This window comes from Brevibacillus sp. GCM10020057, assembly GCF_042683565.1.
GTDB lineage: Bacteria > Bacillota > Bacilli > Brevibacillales > Brevibacillaceae > Brevibacillus.
Genome location: NZ_JBHUJW010000034.1, coordinates 106,644 through 122,496 on the forward strand (window position 1 = coordinate 106,644; position 15,853 = coordinate 122,496).

General features: G+C 58.3%; 13 protein-coding genes and 2 riboswitches. Of the genes, 4 read left to right on the forward strand and 9 right to left on the reverse strand.

The window, feature by feature from the left end; translation table 11 throughout:
* Window positions 1-101: 101 nt before the first annotated feature.
* The 7 genes from ACFSO0_RS10895 to mtnK form a co-directional block, all read right to left on the reverse strand.
* Window positions 102-1,280 (reverse strand): MFS transporter, encoded by a 1,179-nt coding sequence (locus tag ACFSO0_RS10895; protein ID WP_376879929.1) that lies wholly within the window; start codon window positions 1,278-1,280, stop codon window positions 102-104.
* 51 nt (window positions 1,281-1,331) lie between these two features.
* The gene (locus ACFSO0_RS10900) at window positions 1,332-3,410 is read right to left on the reverse strand and encodes an ABC transporter ATP-binding protein (protein ID WP_376879931.1); all 2,079 of its coding nucleotides are present in this window, start codon (window positions 3,408-3,410) and stop codon (window positions 1,332-1,334) included.
* A gap of 15 nt (window positions 3,411-3,425) precedes the next feature.
* On the reverse strand, window positions 3,426-5,168 hold the full coding sequence (locus ACFSO0_RS10905; protein ID WP_376879934.1) for an ABC transporter ATP-binding protein: 1,743 nt from the start codon (window positions 5,166-5,168) through the stop codon (window positions 3,426-3,428).
* Between the two features lie 104 nt (window positions 5,169-5,272).
* The gene (locus ACFSO0_RS10910; protein WP_376879938.1) at window positions 5,273-5,845 is read right to left on the reverse strand and encodes a GNAT family N-acetyltransferase; all 573 of its coding nucleotides are present in this window, start codon (window positions 5,843-5,845) and stop codon (window positions 5,273-5,275) included.
* 180 nt (window positions 5,846-6,025) lie between these two features.
* Window positions 6,026-6,493, reverse strand: a complete 468-nt coding sequence (locus ACFSO0_RS10915) for an OsmC family protein (protein WP_376879940.1) — start codon at window positions 6,491-6,493, stop codon at window positions 6,026-6,028.
* Window positions 6,494-6,622: 129 nt separating this feature from the next.
* Window positions 6,623-7,663 (reverse strand): S-methyl-5-thioribose-1-phosphate isomerase, encoded by a 1,041-nt coding sequence (gene mtnA, locus ACFSO0_RS10920; protein WP_376879942.1) that lies wholly within the window; start codon window positions 7,661-7,663, stop codon window positions 6,623-6,625.
* Window positions 7,660-8,889: an S-methyl-5-thioribose kinase gene (gene mtnK / locus ACFSO0_RS10925; protein ID WP_376879945.1), complete on the reverse strand. Its 1,230-nt coding sequence runs from the start codon at window positions 8,887-8,889 to the stop codon at window positions 7,660-7,662. Before mtnK ends, mtnA begins: the two co-directional genes overlap by 4 nt.
* A 145-nt stretch (window positions 8,890-9,034) precedes the next feature.
* A riboswitch (SAM riboswitch) is annotated at window positions 9,035-9,179 on the reverse strand.
* A 201-nt stretch (window positions 9,180-9,380) separates the two neighbouring features.
* A riboswitch (SAM riboswitch) is annotated at window positions 9,381-9,552 on the forward strand.
* A gap of 116 nt (window positions 9,553-9,668) precedes the next feature.
* Here mtnK and ACFSO0_RS10930 point away from each other — a divergent pair.
* Genes ACFSO0_RS10930 through ACFSO0_RS10945 form a run of 4 tightly spaced genes read left to right on the forward strand, consistent with a single transcriptional unit; the run spans window position 9,669 to window position 12,741 of the window.
* The gene (locus ACFSO0_RS10930; RefSeq protein WP_376879947.1) at window positions 9,669-10,883 is read left to right on the forward strand and encodes a 2,3-diketo-5-methylthiopentyl-1-phosphate enolase; all 1,215 of its coding nucleotides are present in this window, start codon (window positions 9,669-9,671) and stop codon (window positions 10,881-10,883) included.
* A complete protein-coding gene (locus ACFSO0_RS10935) occupies window positions 10,880-11,554 on the forward strand; it encodes a 2-hydroxy-3-keto-5-methylthiopentenyl-1-phosphate phosphatase (RefSeq protein ID WP_376879950.1) in 675 nt (224 codons plus the stop codon). Before ACFSO0_RS10930 ends, ACFSO0_RS10935 begins: the two co-directional genes overlap by 4 nt.
* Window positions 11,555-11,557: 3 nt before the next feature.
* Complete coding sequence (locus tag ACFSO0_RS10940; protein ID WP_376879953.1) at window positions 11,558-12,214, forward strand: methylthioribulose 1-phosphate dehydratase; 657 nt, start codon at window positions 11,558-11,560, stop codon at window positions 12,212-12,214.
* Window positions 12,215-12,228: 14 nt separating this feature from the next.
* A complete protein-coding gene (locus ACFSO0_RS10945) occupies window positions 12,229-12,741 on the forward strand; it encodes a 1,2-dihydroxy-3-keto-5-methylthiopentene dioxygenase (protein ID WP_376879955.1) in 513 nt (170 codons plus the stop codon).
* Between the two features lie 113 nt (window positions 12,742-12,854).
* Here ACFSO0_RS10945 and ACFSO0_RS10950 read toward each other — a convergent pair whose 3' ends face one another.
* Window positions 12,855-14,633, reverse strand: coding sequence for an acyl-CoA dehydrogenase family protein (locus ACFSO0_RS10950; RefSeq protein WP_376879957.1), 1,779 nt, complete (start codon window positions 14,631-14,633; stop codon window positions 12,855-12,857).
* Between the two features lie 33 nt (window positions 14,634-14,666).
* Entirely contained in the window at window positions 14,667-15,845 is a 1,179-nt protein-coding gene (locus ACFSO0_RS10955) for an acetyl-CoA C-acetyltransferase (protein ID WP_376879960.1), read from the reverse strand.
* Window positions 15,846-15,853: the final 8 nt, after the last annotated feature.

The following is a 15,853-nucleotide window of genomic DNA, read 5'->3' on the forward strand; positions in this document are numbered from 1 at the left end:
AGGCGCCCTCCCTGCATGAGGGAAGTCGCCTTCCGGAATAAGCAACGGTCACGGCTGTATTCGTGGTATGCGGACGCAGCGTCGTTCACACTCAGCGCCGTTCAAGTGTTGTGTCTTGCCGCAACAGGCTGCTCATGCGGCGTGCCGCGCCGCGAAGCCAGGCAGGCAGCGGCAAAGACGAGCAGGAAGGCCCCCATCAGCCAAAAAATCGTCCACGGCTCCCACACGTCCATCAATACGCCGTTCAGACTTGGCGCGAGAATGCTGGCCACGCCGAAATTGATCCCCGCGATAATGCCTGCGGTCGGCACCATGGAAGCGGGGAGCACGTCTGCCGCAAACGCAAGGCCCAGCGAATAAAACGAGCCTACAGCCGCCCCGGCGATGGCGAGCAGCAGCATCATCAGCCAGACGTTTTCGCCGGACAGCGGAAAGAGGAAAAACGCGGCACCCCCGATGAGAGCGCAGGCAGTCATCACCCGCTTGCGCCCCAGCCGGTCACTCAGCGTCCCCAGCGGCATTTGCAAAATGATGCTCCCGACGACGAACGACGGCAAAATGACCGACACCCATTCCAGCGATATTCCGGAGCGCATGGCGTAGACCGGAAAACTGCCGTTCAGCGATGTCTCCATATACCCGTACAAAAAGGACGGAATCAGGGCCAGCCAGCCGTAACGGAGCACGACGGCGTACTTGTTTTGCTTCTTTTCCGACGCGGCAATGGCGTCCGGATACTCGTTTTTTATCTGACCGAGCAGGAGAAATGCCACGGCGTACAAAAAGAGCAGCACGCCAAACGGGACCCACAAGCCGAGCGGCAGCAGGTTGAGACCAAGCGGCCCCGCACTGAAGCCTACGCCGTAAGCAAGTCCGTATATGGACAGGTCACGACCGCGGTTTTCCGGCGCAGAAATTTTCGTCAGCCACATCTGGCTGGAGTAGTGCAGCGCCGTGTCGCCTACCCCCATGAGGAAGCGTAGTGCGAACCATACAGCGAGGTGCGAAAACATGGGGATCAGCGCAGTCGCGAGTGTCACAAGAAAGAGTCCGCAGATGATCGTCGTCCGGTAGCCGAGCCTTCTCAAAGGAATTTCCAGGAACGGATTGATCAGCACCATACCGATGTACAATGCCGCTGCATTTACTCCGTTCATCAGCGAAGAAACTCCCTGTTTTTCCAACAAGACCGCAAGCAGCGGGATGCTCAATCCCTGGCTAAGTCCTGCGATCGCTACTACCAAAATCAACACCCAAAAGGTAAAGCGCGATGAAGCCATCGGTGTTGATCTCCTTTCTTCCTTATTTCTCACTGGTTTCGTTCCAGCAGGCTATCCGTTCATTGTAACGGATTCGTTGCCAAGCTGGAGCCGGTACATTTTCTGGTACAAGCCATCCTCTTCCATCAGTTCTTCATGCGTGCCACGCTCGACAATTTCCCCGCGCGAGAGCACCAGAATCTGGTCGGCATGCTGGATCGTCGACAGCCGGTGCGCGATGATGAACGTCGTGCGTCCGCGCGACAGGACGTGCAGCGCTTCCTGAATGGCAGACTCGGTCTCGCTGTCGATGCTCGCCGTCGCCTCATCCAGAATGAGAATGGCCGGATTCGCCGCCAGCGCCCGGGCAAACGAAATCAGCTGCCGCTGTCCCGCAGACAAGGTCATCCCCCGCTCTACAACCGGCTCGTCGTAACCGCCGGGAAGCTGGCGAATGAATTCGTCGGCCCGCACGGCTTCGGCCGCCCGCCGGACTTCCTCATCCGTGATGCCCTCATTGTACATCCGGATATTGAAGCCGATGCTGCCGGTAAACAGGAACGGGTCCTGCAGCACGAGCCCGATATGACGGCGCAGTGCCTGGGTGTCGATGCTGCCCATGTCTTTGCCGTCGATCAAAATTTTTCCTTTTGTCACCGGATAAAATCCGAGCAGCAGGTTCATCAGGGAGCTTTTGCCCGAACCCGTATGACCGACCAACGCGATCGTCTGGCCGGGCTTCGCCGTGAACGAGACGTTTTTCAGGACGTATTCGTCACCCGTATAGGCAAAAGAGACGTTCTCGAAGACGACTTCCCCCTGCGGCCGCTCGATGGGCTTTTCCGGCGTACCCGTTTGCTCCTCCGGCTCCGTATCGAGGATCGCGAAAACACGCCCCGCCGAAATGGTCGCCTGCTGCAGTTGGGACAGCCGGTTCATGATCATGTTGATCGGCTCGAAGAAACGCCCCATATAGTCCACGAAAGCGAACAGCGCCCCAAAGGAAATCGCGCCATGAAAAGAGGACGAACCGAAGTACCAGACGATCAAGGTCAAGGCCACTTTCCAGACCAAATCCACCGCCGGGCGCAGCAGGAGCGCCTCGATGTTGTTTTCTTTCAGTTTGACTTTGAAATACTTCTCGTTTACCTGGGCGAACTCGCGCTGCACGCCTGTCTCGCGGCGAAACGCCTGAACGATCGCCATATTCTGGATCATTTCGTTGATGGTGGCGTTCATGTCGCTCAAGCAGGAGCGAATGAGCGCGTAGTACCGGGAGCTGTATTTGTGGTACACGACCACGAGCACTGCCAGCACCGGCACCGTCAAAAAGCAGATCAGCGCCAGCTCGGGCTGCAAAATGTACAGCGCGACGAGGATGCCGAGCAAATAAATGCCGTTCTGCACAAAGGTCGCCAGCACGCTGACATACAGTTCGCGGATCGCCTCCGTATCGTTGCTGACGCGGGAGACGAGCGAGCCGACCGGCGTCTTGTCGAAAAAGGAGACGGGCAGCCTTTGCAAATGCACAAACAGCTTCATCCGCATCTGCTGAATGATCCGCTGGGCAATCGTCTGCAGCCACAAAATCTGCACGTAGTTGAAGCCCGCCGACAGCAGGATCAGGGCGCCGTATCCGAAAGACAGCCAGATGATCGGCAGCACTTCGCTTTGGTACAACGCCTTGACTTCATCGGCGGTCAGGCGAATGCCCGTATGTGCCGCACCCGCCGCTGCATCACCCGTGACCACTTGCACGCGCTCACGGCCGCTTTCCGCAGGCAGCGGCGTAATCCGCTTCTCTTCGCTCTGGTCTACCTCTCCGTGCACGAGGTAGTACGTCACTCCTTCCGCCAAAATGCTTACCTGGCTCCCGGGATCAGCCGACAACCCCGCCGCTTCCAGCGCATCCTGACGTACGTAGAACTTCCCGTCCACCTGCACGGCTTCGGCTGCTTGCGGCTGCTTCGCAAATTCGTACCACGGCTTCTGGATGGCGAGGATGTGGCTATCGATCATCACCTTCGCCAGAAAGGGGCCAGCCAGCTCCGCACTGGTGCCGAGCAGCAGCAGCAGGAGCGCCCCCAGTATCTGTTTTCGGAACGGCTTCGCGAAATCGACCAGCCGCCTTCCTGCTTTTTGTCCGCTCATGACTTGACCTCCTGTCTACCCGACGACATCCTGCTCCATCTGCTGGCGCCTGAACTGCTCGGCGTACCAGCCGTTTCGCTGCATCAGTTCGTCGTGTGTTCCCCGCTCCACGATCCGCCCTTCATCGAGGACGAGAATCAGCTGGGCATGCTGCACCGCAGACAGCCGATGCGCCGTAATAATGGTCGTTTTGCCCGCCCGCTCCTTACGCAAATGGCGCAGAATGCTCTCCTCCGTGCGGGCATCTACAGCCGACAAGGAATCGTCCAAAATCAAAATATCGGCGTTCAGCAGCAAGGCGCGGGCGATGGAAATGCGCTGCTTCTGACCGCCGGAGAGGGTGACGCCCTTTTCCCCCACCATCGTCCGGATGCCATCCCGAAACTGCAGAAGATCGCTGCCCATTTCCGCCAGCTCCAGCGCGCGCAGCACTTCCTGCTCCGCCGCGTCCGGCTTGCCGAAGGCCACATTTTCGGCAATGCTGCGGGAAAAGAGCAAATGCTCCTGGGGAACATAGCCGATCTTCTCACGCAGAGCAGACAGCGACAGCGATTCGATCGGCACGCCGCCGACGAAGAGCGAGCCTTCGTCCACCGGATACTGGTGCAGCAAGGTGCGGCACAGCGTCGACTTGCCGCTGCCCGTGCGTCCGACGATGCCGAGCGTCTCGCCTTCTCCCAGCGTAAACGTCACATCGCAAAGGGCAGGCTTCTCCGCCCCCGGATACGTGAACGAAAAATGACGCGCTTCTACTGTACTGGCGATGGCGGACGCGACAGGCATTTCTTGCTCCTGCACATCCGGCTCCTCCCTCAGCAGCTCCGCCAGCCGCTTGTGCGAAGCGCCGCCTCGCTGCAGGACGTTGATGAGCCAGCCGAACGCGAACATGGGCCAAATCAACAGTCCCAGATACATGTTAAAGGCGACCAGATCCCCCAAGGAAATGGCGCTCGTAAAGACGAGATACGTCCCGTAGCCGAGCCCGATCAAAAAGCTGAACCCGATAATAATGGCAATCGTCGGCTCGAACAAGGCATCGATCCGGGTGACGCTCACATTGCGCTCCAGCGTCTTCTCGCTCACGCGGCGAAACGCCTCCACATCCGCTTTTTCCTGGACAAAGGCACGCAGCACGCGCACGCCGGAGACCGACTGCTGCACGTGGTCGTTCATCTCGCCAAACGCCTCCTGGGCCAAATAAAAGCGCTCGTGCAAAAGCTTTCCGTAATACGCCGTCGACCACGCCAAAAACGGCATCGGAATCAACGCGGCAATTGTCAGCCTCCAGTCGATAGCCGTCAGCATGACAATGAACGTCAAAAGCGTCATGAACAGTGAATCCACCAGCGTCAGCACTCCCATGCTCGCCGTCTGCTCGATGTTCGGGATGTCGTTGGTGGCGACCGCCATCAGATCGCCGCTGCGCTTGCGGTTGTAAAAGGAAGGCGTCATGCGGGTCAAATGGGCAAACAGCCGCTCCCGCAGCGTCTTCTCCAAAATCAGCGCTCCCCCGTTCAACAGGTACCGCCACAGAAACCGCAGGCCGTACAAAAGCAGCCCGAGCATCAGCAGGATCAGGACGGTCCGCGTCAAATCCGCCGGCGTGAGCGTGCGGTTGCGAATCGCGTCGACAGTGCCGCCGATCAGGCGCGGGGGCATGAGCATGAGGGTGTCTATCACAAACAGCGTACAGATGCCGATCACATATCGCTTCCAGCGCTCTTTGAAAAACCAGGATAATTGCCGTAACGTTTCCATCGCGCATTCACCTCATCTCGCTGTACCTGGCGTATAAAAAAGGGGCTGCATGTGCGCAACCCCTTTTTTCGCTTCCTCTATCGTAATTTACTGAATTTTCCTTGTCAATCCAGCATTTTTTTCCGCCTGTGGATTTCCTCCCACTCGGAGCGCAGCAGGCTGTAAACCGCATGATCGACGAAGTGGTCGTACAGAAACTCGTTTCTCCGCAGGACCCCTTCCAGATGGAACCCGAGACGCTCCGGTATCGCCCGGCTCCTGTAATTTTCGGTGGCGGCCTGAATCGTGACCTTTTCCAGCCCCCAGGAGGTGAAAATCAGGTGGTCCATATAGGCGGATACCGCGTTCGTCATCAGTCCCTTGCCCTGGAACTGCGCCCCCAGCCAGTAGCCGATGGCAGTCTTCTTGTTGATCCAGTCGATATTGTGCACGCCGATGGTTCCTGCCAGGCGCCCTTTGTACCAGATCCCGTAATGGATTCCCTGGTTGTTGCTGTACTGATTCATCGTCATGCGAATGAACTGCTCTGTGTCCTCCACCCGTTTCGTATAGTCCAGCCAGGGCAGCCATTGCCGTAAATAGGAGCGGTTCGTATCGGTGAGCCAGAACATTTCTTTGGCATCGGCCGGCTCCAGTTGCTTGAGCAGCGAATGTTCCGTCATCTGTATGCGCCTCATTGGTTCTCCCTCCCCCAGATCCTCCCTGATCGTTTGCCGAAAACTGGAAAAAATTCTCTTACGCTCGATTATGAAACAGGGTCCCTGCCATTGGCAAGGGCGTCGTGGGGTCCAACATCAGACCCGGGAAAAAAGAACAAGCTGACACAGTCGTCAGCTTTGCGCCTGCCTGTTTGGTGGTCACACCCGTTCGGCGTTTCCTTGCGGCTCGGGAATCTCGCTGCCGTTCAGAACGACGTGCGGCACGATCGCCGCCTTGAGCGATGCCGCCACCGGGCAATACTTCTCGGCCTCCAGCTTTACCGCCTGCCAGAGCCGGGACGAAGCGACCTCTCCCCGGACGTGAAACGTGAGGTGAATTTCGGAAATGGCATGGGGAGCTTCTTCGCCCCGGATGCCGTCTGCCGTGATTTCGATTGCTTCCGGCGACTGCCTCATTTTTTCCAGCAGCCTGGTCACGCCGATCCCCATGCAGCCGACCAGGCCGACGAGCAAGAGCTCCAACGGGCTGTTGCCCGCACCTTCCCCGCCCAGGTCGACGCCGGAATCCATCCGCACCGGATAGCCGCTCGGGCCTTCCGCTGTAAATTGGTGCTTTCCCTGCCACTCGCCGCGGACGCTGATCGGTTTCCTGGTCTGTCCTGCCATGTACTTTCGCCCCTTTTCCCGTTTACTGTGCCACATCCCACACATGTCCATCATAGCTGGTTCCAAAGGGGCGCGTCTCTCCTTTGTAAAAAAACCTGCCCCCAGACGCGAAGCAGGTCACTTTGCAGGCTATCGCTTGCTGCTGCGGATGTCCTCCGGCTTGAAAATGCCGGTCTCCGTCACGATCGCCGTGATGTACTCCGCCGGGGTCACATCGAACGCCGGGTTGTACACCTTGATGCCGTCCGGCGCTACCTGTTTGCCCAGGCCATGCGTAATTTCCTCTGCCGGCCGCTCCTCGATCGGAATGTCGGCACCGGTCGCGGTCTCCAGGTCCACGGAGGAGAGCGGCGCTGCCACGTAGAACGGGATGCCGTGCGCCTTGGCCAGTACAGCCACGCCGTACGTGCCGATCTTGTTCGCCACATCGCCGTTCGCCGCCACGCGGTCGGTGCCGACGATCACTGCCTGCACCTTGCCCTGCGACATGACCATCGCCGCCATGTTGTCGCAGATCAGCGTGACGTCAATCCCGGCCTGTTGCAGTTCATAGGCGGTGAGACGTGCACCCTGGAGCACCGGACGCGTCTCGTCTGCGTACACCTTCAGGTTCCAGCCGCGCTCCTTGGCGAGGTAAAACGGTGCCGTCGCCGTGCCGTATGCCGCAGTAGCCAACGCCCCCGGATTGCAGTGGGTGAGCACGCCCATGCCGTCATGCAGCAGCGTCAGCAGATGCTCCCCGATCTTCCGGCACACTTCTGCGTCTTCCCGCTGGATCGCCAATGCTTCATCGAGCACGGCTGCCTTCAATTCGGCAACGGATTTGTCCCCTTCCGCCTGCACGCGCGCCTTGATCCGGTCGAGCGCCCAGAACAGGTTGACCGCTGTCGGGCGGGACGTACCCAAATACTCGGCCTTTGCCTGCAGCTCGCTCCAAAATTCCGCTGCCGATGCGGCTGCGCTGTTGCGAATGCCGAGATACAGCCCGTAGGCCGCCGACATCCCGATGGCAGGTGCCCCCCGCACTTGCAGGTGGCGAATGGACGCCCACACTTCCTCTGGCGTAGTCAAGGTCAAATAAACGGTTTCTACAGGCAATCGCGTCTGATCGAGCAGGACGAGAGCATCGTTCTCCCACTTGACTGGCGAAAGTTGCGTGCTGGTTGTCATACGGTCGTTGCCTCCTGATAATATCGTGCTGTCGCGGTGCGGACGATGTCTGTAATGTCTGTGGATTCTTCGATGTTATAGCGTTGGAGAATCAGCGCTTCCCCGATTGCCAGCGCCAGACGCTCCGCTTCGGCGCGCGTCTGTGCGTCTTCGATGCTGTTCAGGTCAGCCACACCCGCGAGGCCGATGACGCGGCGCAAGATTTTGCAGCCCGCAAAGCCTGCGGCATCCTGCACGAGACGCTTCACATAGCTCTGCCAGAAGCCTTCGGTGTGGGCGCTGCGCTCTTTGGCGTGCTTGTGCCAGAGCTGGACGAACTGGGAGACGAATTCACTCCAGACATCCTCTACTGTCGCAAGCAAATAATCGCGGTACGATTCGCGTTCCCCTGGATCTTTCTGCAATCCGTGTTGTGCTGCGTAGTTGAGCAGCAGGTTGGCGATGACCGCACCGATGTCAAAGCCGATCGGGCCGTAGTAAGCAAACTCGGGATCGATCACCTTGACGCTCGTTTCCGTGATGAAGATGCTGCCTGTGTGCAAATCACCGTGCAGCAGCGCCTCTGCCCGGGTGAGGAAGTCAAATTTCAGCTTGGCGATCTCCAGCTTCAGCGGCTTGTTGTTCCAGATCGCTTCCACTTCTTTTTGGATCAACGGATTGTAGTCGTTCGTCGGCGCGTTTTCATAAGGATCTGTAAACACCAGATCTTCCGTAATTTTGCACAATTCCGGATTCAAGAATGTTCCGACCAGGGCTTTTTTGTCAAACGGATTCGCCCCGAGATCGGAAGTGTAGAACAAGGTGTGGGCGAGGAATTTGCCGATCTGTTTCGGGAACAGCGGGTAGCGGTTGCCCTGGATCAGGCCTTTTCTCATGATGATGTGGTCTCCCACGTTTTCCATGATGGTCAGCGCCAGCTCCTGGTCGAAATGGTACACTTCCGGCACCAGCTCCGGCACGTATTTGTGCTGGATGCGCAGCGCTTCGCTCTCGATGCGGGCGCGGTCGACTGTCAGCGGCCACGATTCGCCCACCACGCGAGCGTAAGGCAACGCCTGCTTGACGATGACACTCTTTCCGGTGGCCTCGTCCCGAATGTCGAAAACGAGATTGAGGTTGCCGTCGCCGATTTCCTTGCTGTACAGTGTTGCTCCCTCGTGAAACAAACCCGGCAATGCTTTTACAAACTCCACTGCTTCCTGCTCTGTCAATGCGCGATATGCCATGTTTTTTCTCCCCTTGCTCTATTTTTTCGTCTATTCCCAGCGCGGCATCTTGGCCCAGCCGTACAGTCAAACAAACATCAAAAAGACCTCTTTCCCGAAGAAAAGAGGTCGCTGTCGTCACGCATAGAGAAACGTGCCTTTGTCCCCCTTATCTTCCAGACCACTTTTGTTTCTGCAGGAATTAGCACCGTGCACGCCGCCAGCAGTTCAGTCGCATCAGCTGCTAAAATGGCGTCATGTCGGTTGCCGGGTATCATCGGGCCAGTCCCTCCACCTTCTCTGGATAAGGTATCCAACGTATACAGTTTTGAGTTTAGTTTGAATCATACAACCACGTCCCGATGCTGTCAACACCCTATTTCGGGTGAACGCCCATCTTTTCTCGACAATTCCTATCTGTTAACTGAGCAAAAAATAATTTGACTCCCGCATCCGAACGTCATATCATGAATCTAACAAGAACACGCTGATTTTGGTGTCAAACCCAATAACTCTTATCGCGAGCTGGCTGAGGGACTGGCCCTATGATGCCCGGCAACCGGCGCTCTTTTTTTGTCTTCCGCATTTCGATGGAGAGCGAAACGGTGCTAATTCCAACGGATAAGAGTCGAGTGCAGGAGATTTTCTTTTCTTTGCCTCGACTTTGAACCCGAGAGATGAGAGGAGACGAAGACGCAAACTGGTCGACAACCGCCTCCCTGCTCGAAGGGGGGCTCTTTTCATTTACTTTTGCGGTTTCACCCGAAGCTGTTCCACCTGAAGGAGGATGAATCCTGGCAATGAGTGAGCACCGAATCCTCGTTACGTATTTGACCCAAGCAAAAGATTTGCATAAAAAAGCCGAAGCGATCGCCGTCGGGATGACCGTCGGTTCGTGGACAGATTTGCCCGCAGCAAGGCAAGCCGAGCTGAAGCCGTATTTGGGCGAAGCCGTGAGCGCAACTCCGCTCGAGACGCTTGAGAACAGAGAGACGCGCGGGCTGATTACCGTCAGCTATCCGACCCGCAACTTCACCAGCGATATTCCGTCCCTGTTGACCGGAATCTTCGGAAAGCTGTCCATGGACGGCAAGATCAAGCTGATCGACATCCAGCTGCCCGATTCGTTTATCGGCGCGTTCCCCGGTCCCAAATACGGGATCGACGGCCTGCGCGACCGGCTCGGTGCGCATGACCGGCCGCTCCTGATGAGCATTTTCAAGTCCTGCCTTGGCCTTCCTTTCGATGATCTGAAAACCCAGTTTCGCGCCCAGGCATTGGGCGGCGTCGATCTGGTCAAAGATGACGAAATTTTCTTTGCGGATGACCGTGCGCCGTTCCTCGAGCGGATTCGCGCCTTCAAGCAGATCGCCCGCGAGACCGAGCAGGAGATCGGCAAGCCGGTGCTCTACGCAGCCAACCTGACCGGACCTGTGAACGAACTGAACGAAAAGGCAAAACGCGCGGCAGAAGCAGGCGCCGATTGCCTGCTGTTCAACGTCCTGGCCTTTGGCTTCGACGCCCTGCACCGCCTCGCTGCCGACCCGGATGTACACGTCCCGATCATGGCTCACCCGGCCTTGGCGGGAGCCTACTATCCGTCGCCTGACTACGGCATCGCCACACCGCTATTGCTCGGCAAGCTGCTGCGCATCGCCGGCGCGGACCTGGTGCTGTTCCCGTCACCGTACGGCAACGTGGCCCTCGACAAGAACGAGGCGCTGCAGCTGGCGCAAAACCTGACCGTGCCGCTGGAAGGCGTGCGCCGTTCCTTCCCGGTCCCATCCGCCGGCATCCATCCCGGACTCGTTCCGCAGCTGTATGCCGACTTCGGGCTGGATCAGATCGTCAATGCGGGCGGCGGCATCCACGGACATCCAGGCGGAGCCACGGCAGGAGCGAAAGCCTTCGTCGCTGCCATCCGCGCTGTCACGACTGGCAAAACGCTGCAGGACGCAGCTGCCGAGTCCCCGGAACTGGCCGTTGCCCTCGAGAAGTGGGGTGGCGGGCGATGAGCAAAAAGCTCGTGCTGTTCTGCGACTTTGACGGAACGATCACCGAGAAGGACAATATCGTGGCGATCGTCCGCAAGTTCGCCCCGCCCGAGTGGGAAGCGTTGACCGAGCAGATTTTGTCGCAACAAATCAGCGTGCAGGAAGGGGTCGGCAAGCTGTTTCAGCTGCTCCCCTCCTCCCTGCGCGAAGACATCGTCGACTTTATCGTAAAGGAAGCGGCCATTCGCCCAGGCTTCGCGGATTTTGTCCGCTTTTGCCGGGAGGAAGGCATCGAATGGCTGGTCACCAGCGGCGGCATCGACTTTTTCGTGGAGCCGATCCTCGCTCCCTTTGATCTCGCCGGCGTGCCGATCTATTGCAACGGCAGCGATTTTTCCGGAGAGAAGATTACGATTACCTGGCCGCACTCCTGCGACGATCACTGCAACAATGGCTGCGGCATGTGCAAGACGACGATCATTCGCCGCTACGACCCCGCCGAATACTACCGCGTCGTCATCGGCGACTCGATTACGGATCTGGCCGGGGCCAAAATTGCCGACTATGTCATTGCCCGTTCGTTGCTGGCGCAAAAGGCGGAGGAGCTGCAGCTTCCGCACCGCACTTTCGCCACGTTTCACGACGTGATCGCCATCTTGCAAGACTTGAAACATCGACAGGAGGTCAGCTGATACATGACAGCCACATTGGAACAACGTCTGGACGCGTTTCGCCGTCTCGATGACGTCAAGCTCACATTCGCTCGCCGGGACTGGTTCCCGGGCACGAGCGGCAACCTGTCCATCAAGGTGGCAAGCGAGCCGCTGCAATTCGCCGTCACCGCCAGCGGCAAGGACAAAACCAAGCTCTCCCCGGAAGACTACCTGATCGTCGACAAAGATTCCCGTCCGGTCGATGCGACCTCGCTCAAGCCTTCCGCCGAGACCTTGATCCACGCCGTCGTGTACAAAAAGTTCCCGCAAGCAGGGGCCTGCTTCCACGTCCATACCATCTGGAACAACCTGATCTCGGAGTTGTACTTCGGACAGCGCGCCTTCTCCATCCAGGGACAGGAGCTGATAAAGGGCCTCGGCATCTGGGAGGAAAACGCCCGCATCACCATTCCGATTGTTGAGAACTTTGCCGATATTCCGACCCTCGCCGCCGCCATCGAAAAAGTGATTACACCCGATGTGCCCGGCGTCCTGATCCGCAACCACGGCATTTACGCGTGGGGCGGCAATGATTTCGAGGCGAAACGCCACCTCGAAGCGTTTGAATTCCTGTTTGAGTACCACGCCCGCTTGCTGCAGCTGCGCCAGGCAGTCGTGTCCACTACAACCACCCTGTAAGGAGGAGTACAAAAATGGCACAAATTCGTTTTCACGACACCAACGAGTACATTAGTTCGCCGGAGGAAGTCATCAGCTTCCTGAACACCCAGGAGATCATCTACGAGAAATGGGGAGTCGACCGCCTGGACCCGAAACACCGTGACAACTACAGCCCGACCGAAGAAGAAAAACAAGAGATTCTCGACGCGTTCAAGCCGGAGATCGAGGCGATCAGCCAACGCCGCGGCTACCTGACCGCTGACATCGTCGTCCTCTCCGACGCAACGCCGAATCTGGACGATCTTCTGGTCAAATTCAAAAACGAGCATCACCACATCGACGACGAGTGCCGCTTCTGCGTAGACGGACACGGCATCTTCGCGATCAAAGGCAAAGACGGACGCTACTTCGACGTCGAGCTGGAGCCGGGCGACCTGATTTCCGTGCCGCCGAACTTCCGCCACTACTTCACCCTGATGGACGACCGCAAAATCAAAGCGATCCGCCTGTTCGTCACACCTGCAGGCTGGGAAGCGATCTACTAATCCGCATGAGCATGGCGAAACCACCCCTGTCAGCTGATGGGGGTGGTTTTCCACTTCTTGTATAGAGAGGAACTGGACGTATCCAGCTCCTCTCTTTTCTTTCCTTGCAGCGCTTAAACGGCGTATCCGCCCGCTTCGATCACGCGGTCCGCAATCGCGCGTTTCAAGTGCACCGTATTGATCGGCGTGCGGCGGGTCAGCTTTTTCAAAATGGACAGGCGCATGCGCAGCTCGTCGCCTTCCTCCATGGCAGCCAGCGCTTCCTTGGCCCATGCTTCTACGCGGTCGAAGGCTTCGTGCACGTAGACGGTGGTCATGTTGAGCTTTTGCTGTTCGTTTTCCAGGCCGTTTGCTGCGATCGCCTTTTCCGTGCGCTTCACGACGCTGTCCATCGCATACAGCTCGATCAGCATGTCGGCTGCGAAAGCGAGAAGCTCCTGCTCCCTGGAGATCGCCTGCTGGTATTTCATCAGCGCGGAACCCGCCACCATCAGGATGATTTTGCGCGTCATGTCGATCAGGTGTTTTTCCATGGCGAGCGGCGCATCCTCAATCTCCTGCGGATAGTAGCTGAGCAGCTCTTCCTGCAGGCTGGCGGCGGCTTGCAGAAGCGGTAGTTCGCCCTTCATCGCCTTTTTCACCAGAGTGTCCGGAATGAGCAGGCGGTTGATCTCGTTGGTGCCTTCAAAAATGCGGTTGATGCGCGAATCGCGGTACATGTTCTCGATCTCGTACTCGGACATGAAGCCGTATCCGCCGTGAATTTGCACGCCCTCGTCCACTACGTAGTCCAACACTTCCGTAGCGAATACTTTGTTGATGGAGCACTCGATGGCATAGTCCGCGATGGCCTTGGCCACTTCCGACCCTTGTTCGGCTTTCTCGCCCAGGCGGCTCAGGGCGGTATCGAACAGTCCGACGGTGCGGTATACAGAGCTTTCCGCTGCGTACGTCCTGAGCGCCATGTTCGCCAGTTTGTTTTTGATCAGGGTGAAGTTCACGAGCGGCGTCTTGAACTGCTTGCGCTCCTTGGCGTAGTTCGTGGCGATCCCCAGCGCATGCTTCGCCGAGCCTACTGCTCCGACTGCCAGCTTGTAGCGGCCGACGTTCAGGATGTTAAACGCGATGACGTGGCCGCGGCCCGGCTCACCCAGCACATTTTCCACCGGTACCGGCACGTCTTGCAGGATAACCGTGCGCGTCGAGGAGCTCTTGATCCCCATTTTCTTCTCTTCCGCCCCGAACGATACGCCAGGGAACGTCCGCTCGACGATAAAGGCGGTGAACTTCTCGCCGTCGATCTTCGCGTAAACGATAAACACGTCAGCGAAGCCCGCGTTTGTAATCCACTGCTTTTCCCCGTTCAAAATGTAATGCGTGCCGTCTGCGGACAGGGTAGCCGTCGTCTTCGCCCCGAGTGCATCCGAGCCAGAACCCGGCTCGGTCAGGCAGTAGGCCGCGATGCGCGCGCCGGATGCGAGGTCAGGCAAGTAGCGGCGCTTCTGGTCTTCATTGCCGAAATAGACGATCGGCAAGGAGCCGATCCCTACGTGCGCGCCGTAGCTGAGGGCAAAGCCGCGTGCCAGAGAGAACTTTTCAGTCACCAGCGCGGTGCTCACTTTATCCAGCCCCAGCCCTTCGTACTTCTCCGGCACATCTCCGGCGAGCAGTCCGAGCTGTCCCGCTTCCTTCAAGAGGCGGACCGAAATGTCGAACTGGTGGTTTTCCAGCTTTTCCAGATGCGGGCGCACTTCGTTGTTGATGAAGTCCTCCGTCATCTTGGCAATCATCTTCTGTTCGTCGGTATACTCCTCCGGAACGAACACATCGTCAGCCGAACCGACATCAATCAGAAAGCTCCCGCCGCGGATCAATTCTTTTGTATCTGCCATCGCCATCTCGCTCCTTTATTGGAAAAGTAGTCTTTACAAGATTTCAAACACGCCGGCTGCTCCCATCCCGCCGCCGACACACATGGTGACGACGCCGTACTTGCCGCCGCGGCGCTTCAATTCGTTCAGGATGGAAATCGTCAGCCTGGTGCCGGTGCAGCCCATCGGGTGACCGAGCGCGATCGCCCCGCCGTTGACGTTTACCTTTTCCTCATCCAGTCCCAGCTCGCGGATGACGGCGACTGCCTGGGAGGCAAAGGCTTCATTCAGCTCGAACAGGTCGATGTCCTCGATGTCAAGCCCCGCCATTTTCAGCGCTTTCGGGATCGCCACAATCGGACCAATCCCCATCACGTCCGGATCGACCCCGCCAACGGCAAACGAGCGGAACCTGGCGATCGGTACTGCCCCCAGCTCGGCTGCCTTTCCGGCGGACATGACCAGGACAGCAGCGGCGCCGTCGCTCGTCTGCGAGGAGTTGCCCGCTGTCACGGTGCCTTGCACATGGAACACCGGCTTCAATCTGGCCAGCGCCTCCAGCGTCGTGTCTGGGCGCGGCCCTTCGTCGATCCGGAACACTTTCTCCGTCACCTGCAGCTTTCCGTTTGCGTCAAAGGAATGCTGCTTCACCGTGAGCGGCACGATCTCCTCCTGAAATTTGCCCGACGCGATGGCCGCCGTCGCTCTCTGGTGGCTGCGCAGGGAAAACGCATCCTGATCTTCCCGCGTGACATGGTACCGTTTGGCTACTTCTTCGGCGGTGTGGCCCATGCTCATGTACGCTTCCGGCTTCGTCTCCACCAAGGTCGGGTTGAGTGCAACTTTGTGGCCGACCATCGGCAACAGGCTCATGCTCTCCACGCCTCCGGCCACGATCACATCCGCGCCGCCCGTGATGATCTGCTGGGCGGCATAGGCGATGCTCTGCAGACCGGACGAGCAAAAACGGTTGATGGTGACGCCTGCCACACTGGTCGGCAGGCCGGCGCGCAGCCCGATCAGCCGCGCCACATTCATGCCCTGCTCCGCTTCCGGGGTCGCAGTCCCTATAATCACGTCATCGATCTCTCCAGGGTCCAATTGCGGAACGCGGCGCAGCAAATCGCTGACGACCGCTCCCCCCATGTCTACCGGGTGTACGTCCTTCAGGCTGCCGCGCTTCGCTCTGCCGACAGCAGTGCGGGCACCTGCGACGATCACTGCTTCTCTCATCGTGTGTT

What these genes read in the sequence shown, in the direction of transcription:
- ACFSO0_RS10895 (WP_376879929.1), bottom strand. Translation starts at nt 1,280, where the DNA reads ATGGCTTCATCGCGCTTTACCTTTTGGGTGTTGATTTTGGTAGTAGCG.
- ACFSO0_RS10900 (WP_376879931.1), bottom strand. Translation starts at nt 3,410, where the DNA reads ATGAGCGGACAAAAAGCAGGAAGGCGGCTGGTCGATTTCGCGAAGCCG.
- ACFSO0_RS10905 (WP_376879934.1), bottom strand. Translation starts at nt 5,168, where the DNA reads ATGGAAACGTTACGGCAATTATCCTGGTTTTTCAAAGAGCGCTGGAAG.
- ACFSO0_RS10910 (WP_376879938.1), bottom strand. Translation starts at nt 5,845, where the DNA reads ATGAGGCGCATACAGATGACGGAACATTCGCTGCTCAAGCAACTGGAG.
- ACFSO0_RS10915 (WP_376879940.1), bottom strand. Translation starts at nt 6,493, where the DNA reads ATGGCAGGACAGACCAGGAAACCGATCAGCGTCCGCGGCGAGTGGCAG.
- mtnA (WP_376879942.1), bottom strand. Translation starts at nt 7,663, where the DNA reads ATGACAACCAGCACGCAACTTTCGCCAGTCAAGTGGGAGAACGATGCT.
- mtnK (WP_376879945.1), bottom strand. Translation starts at nt 8,889, where the DNA reads ATGGCATATCGCGCATTGACAGAGCAGGAAGCAGTGGAGTTTGTAAAA.
- ACFSO0_RS10930 (WP_376879947.1), top strand. Translation starts at nt 9,669, where the DNA reads ATGAGTGAGCACCGAATCCTCGTTACGTATTTGACCCAAGCAAAAGAT.
- ACFSO0_RS10935 (WP_376879950.1), top strand. Translation starts at nt 10,880, where the DNA reads ATGAGCAAAAAGCTCGTGCTGTTCTGCGACTTTGACGGAACGATCACC.
- ACFSO0_RS10940 (WP_376879953.1), top strand. Translation starts at nt 11,558, where the DNA reads ATGACAGCCACATTGGAACAACGTCTGGACGCGTTTCGCCGTCTCGAT.
- ACFSO0_RS10945 (WP_376879955.1), top strand. Translation starts at nt 12,229, where the DNA reads ATGGCACAAATTCGTTTTCACGACACCAACGAGTACATTAGTTCGCCG.
- ACFSO0_RS10950 (WP_376879957.1), bottom strand. Translation starts at nt 14,633, where the DNA reads ATGGCAGATACAAAAGAATTGATCCGCGGCGGGAGCTTTCTGATTGAT.
- ACFSO0_RS10955 (WP_376879960.1), bottom strand. Translation starts at nt 15,845, where the DNA reads ATGAGAGAAGCAGTGATCGTCGCAGGTGCCCGCACTGCTGTCGGCAGA.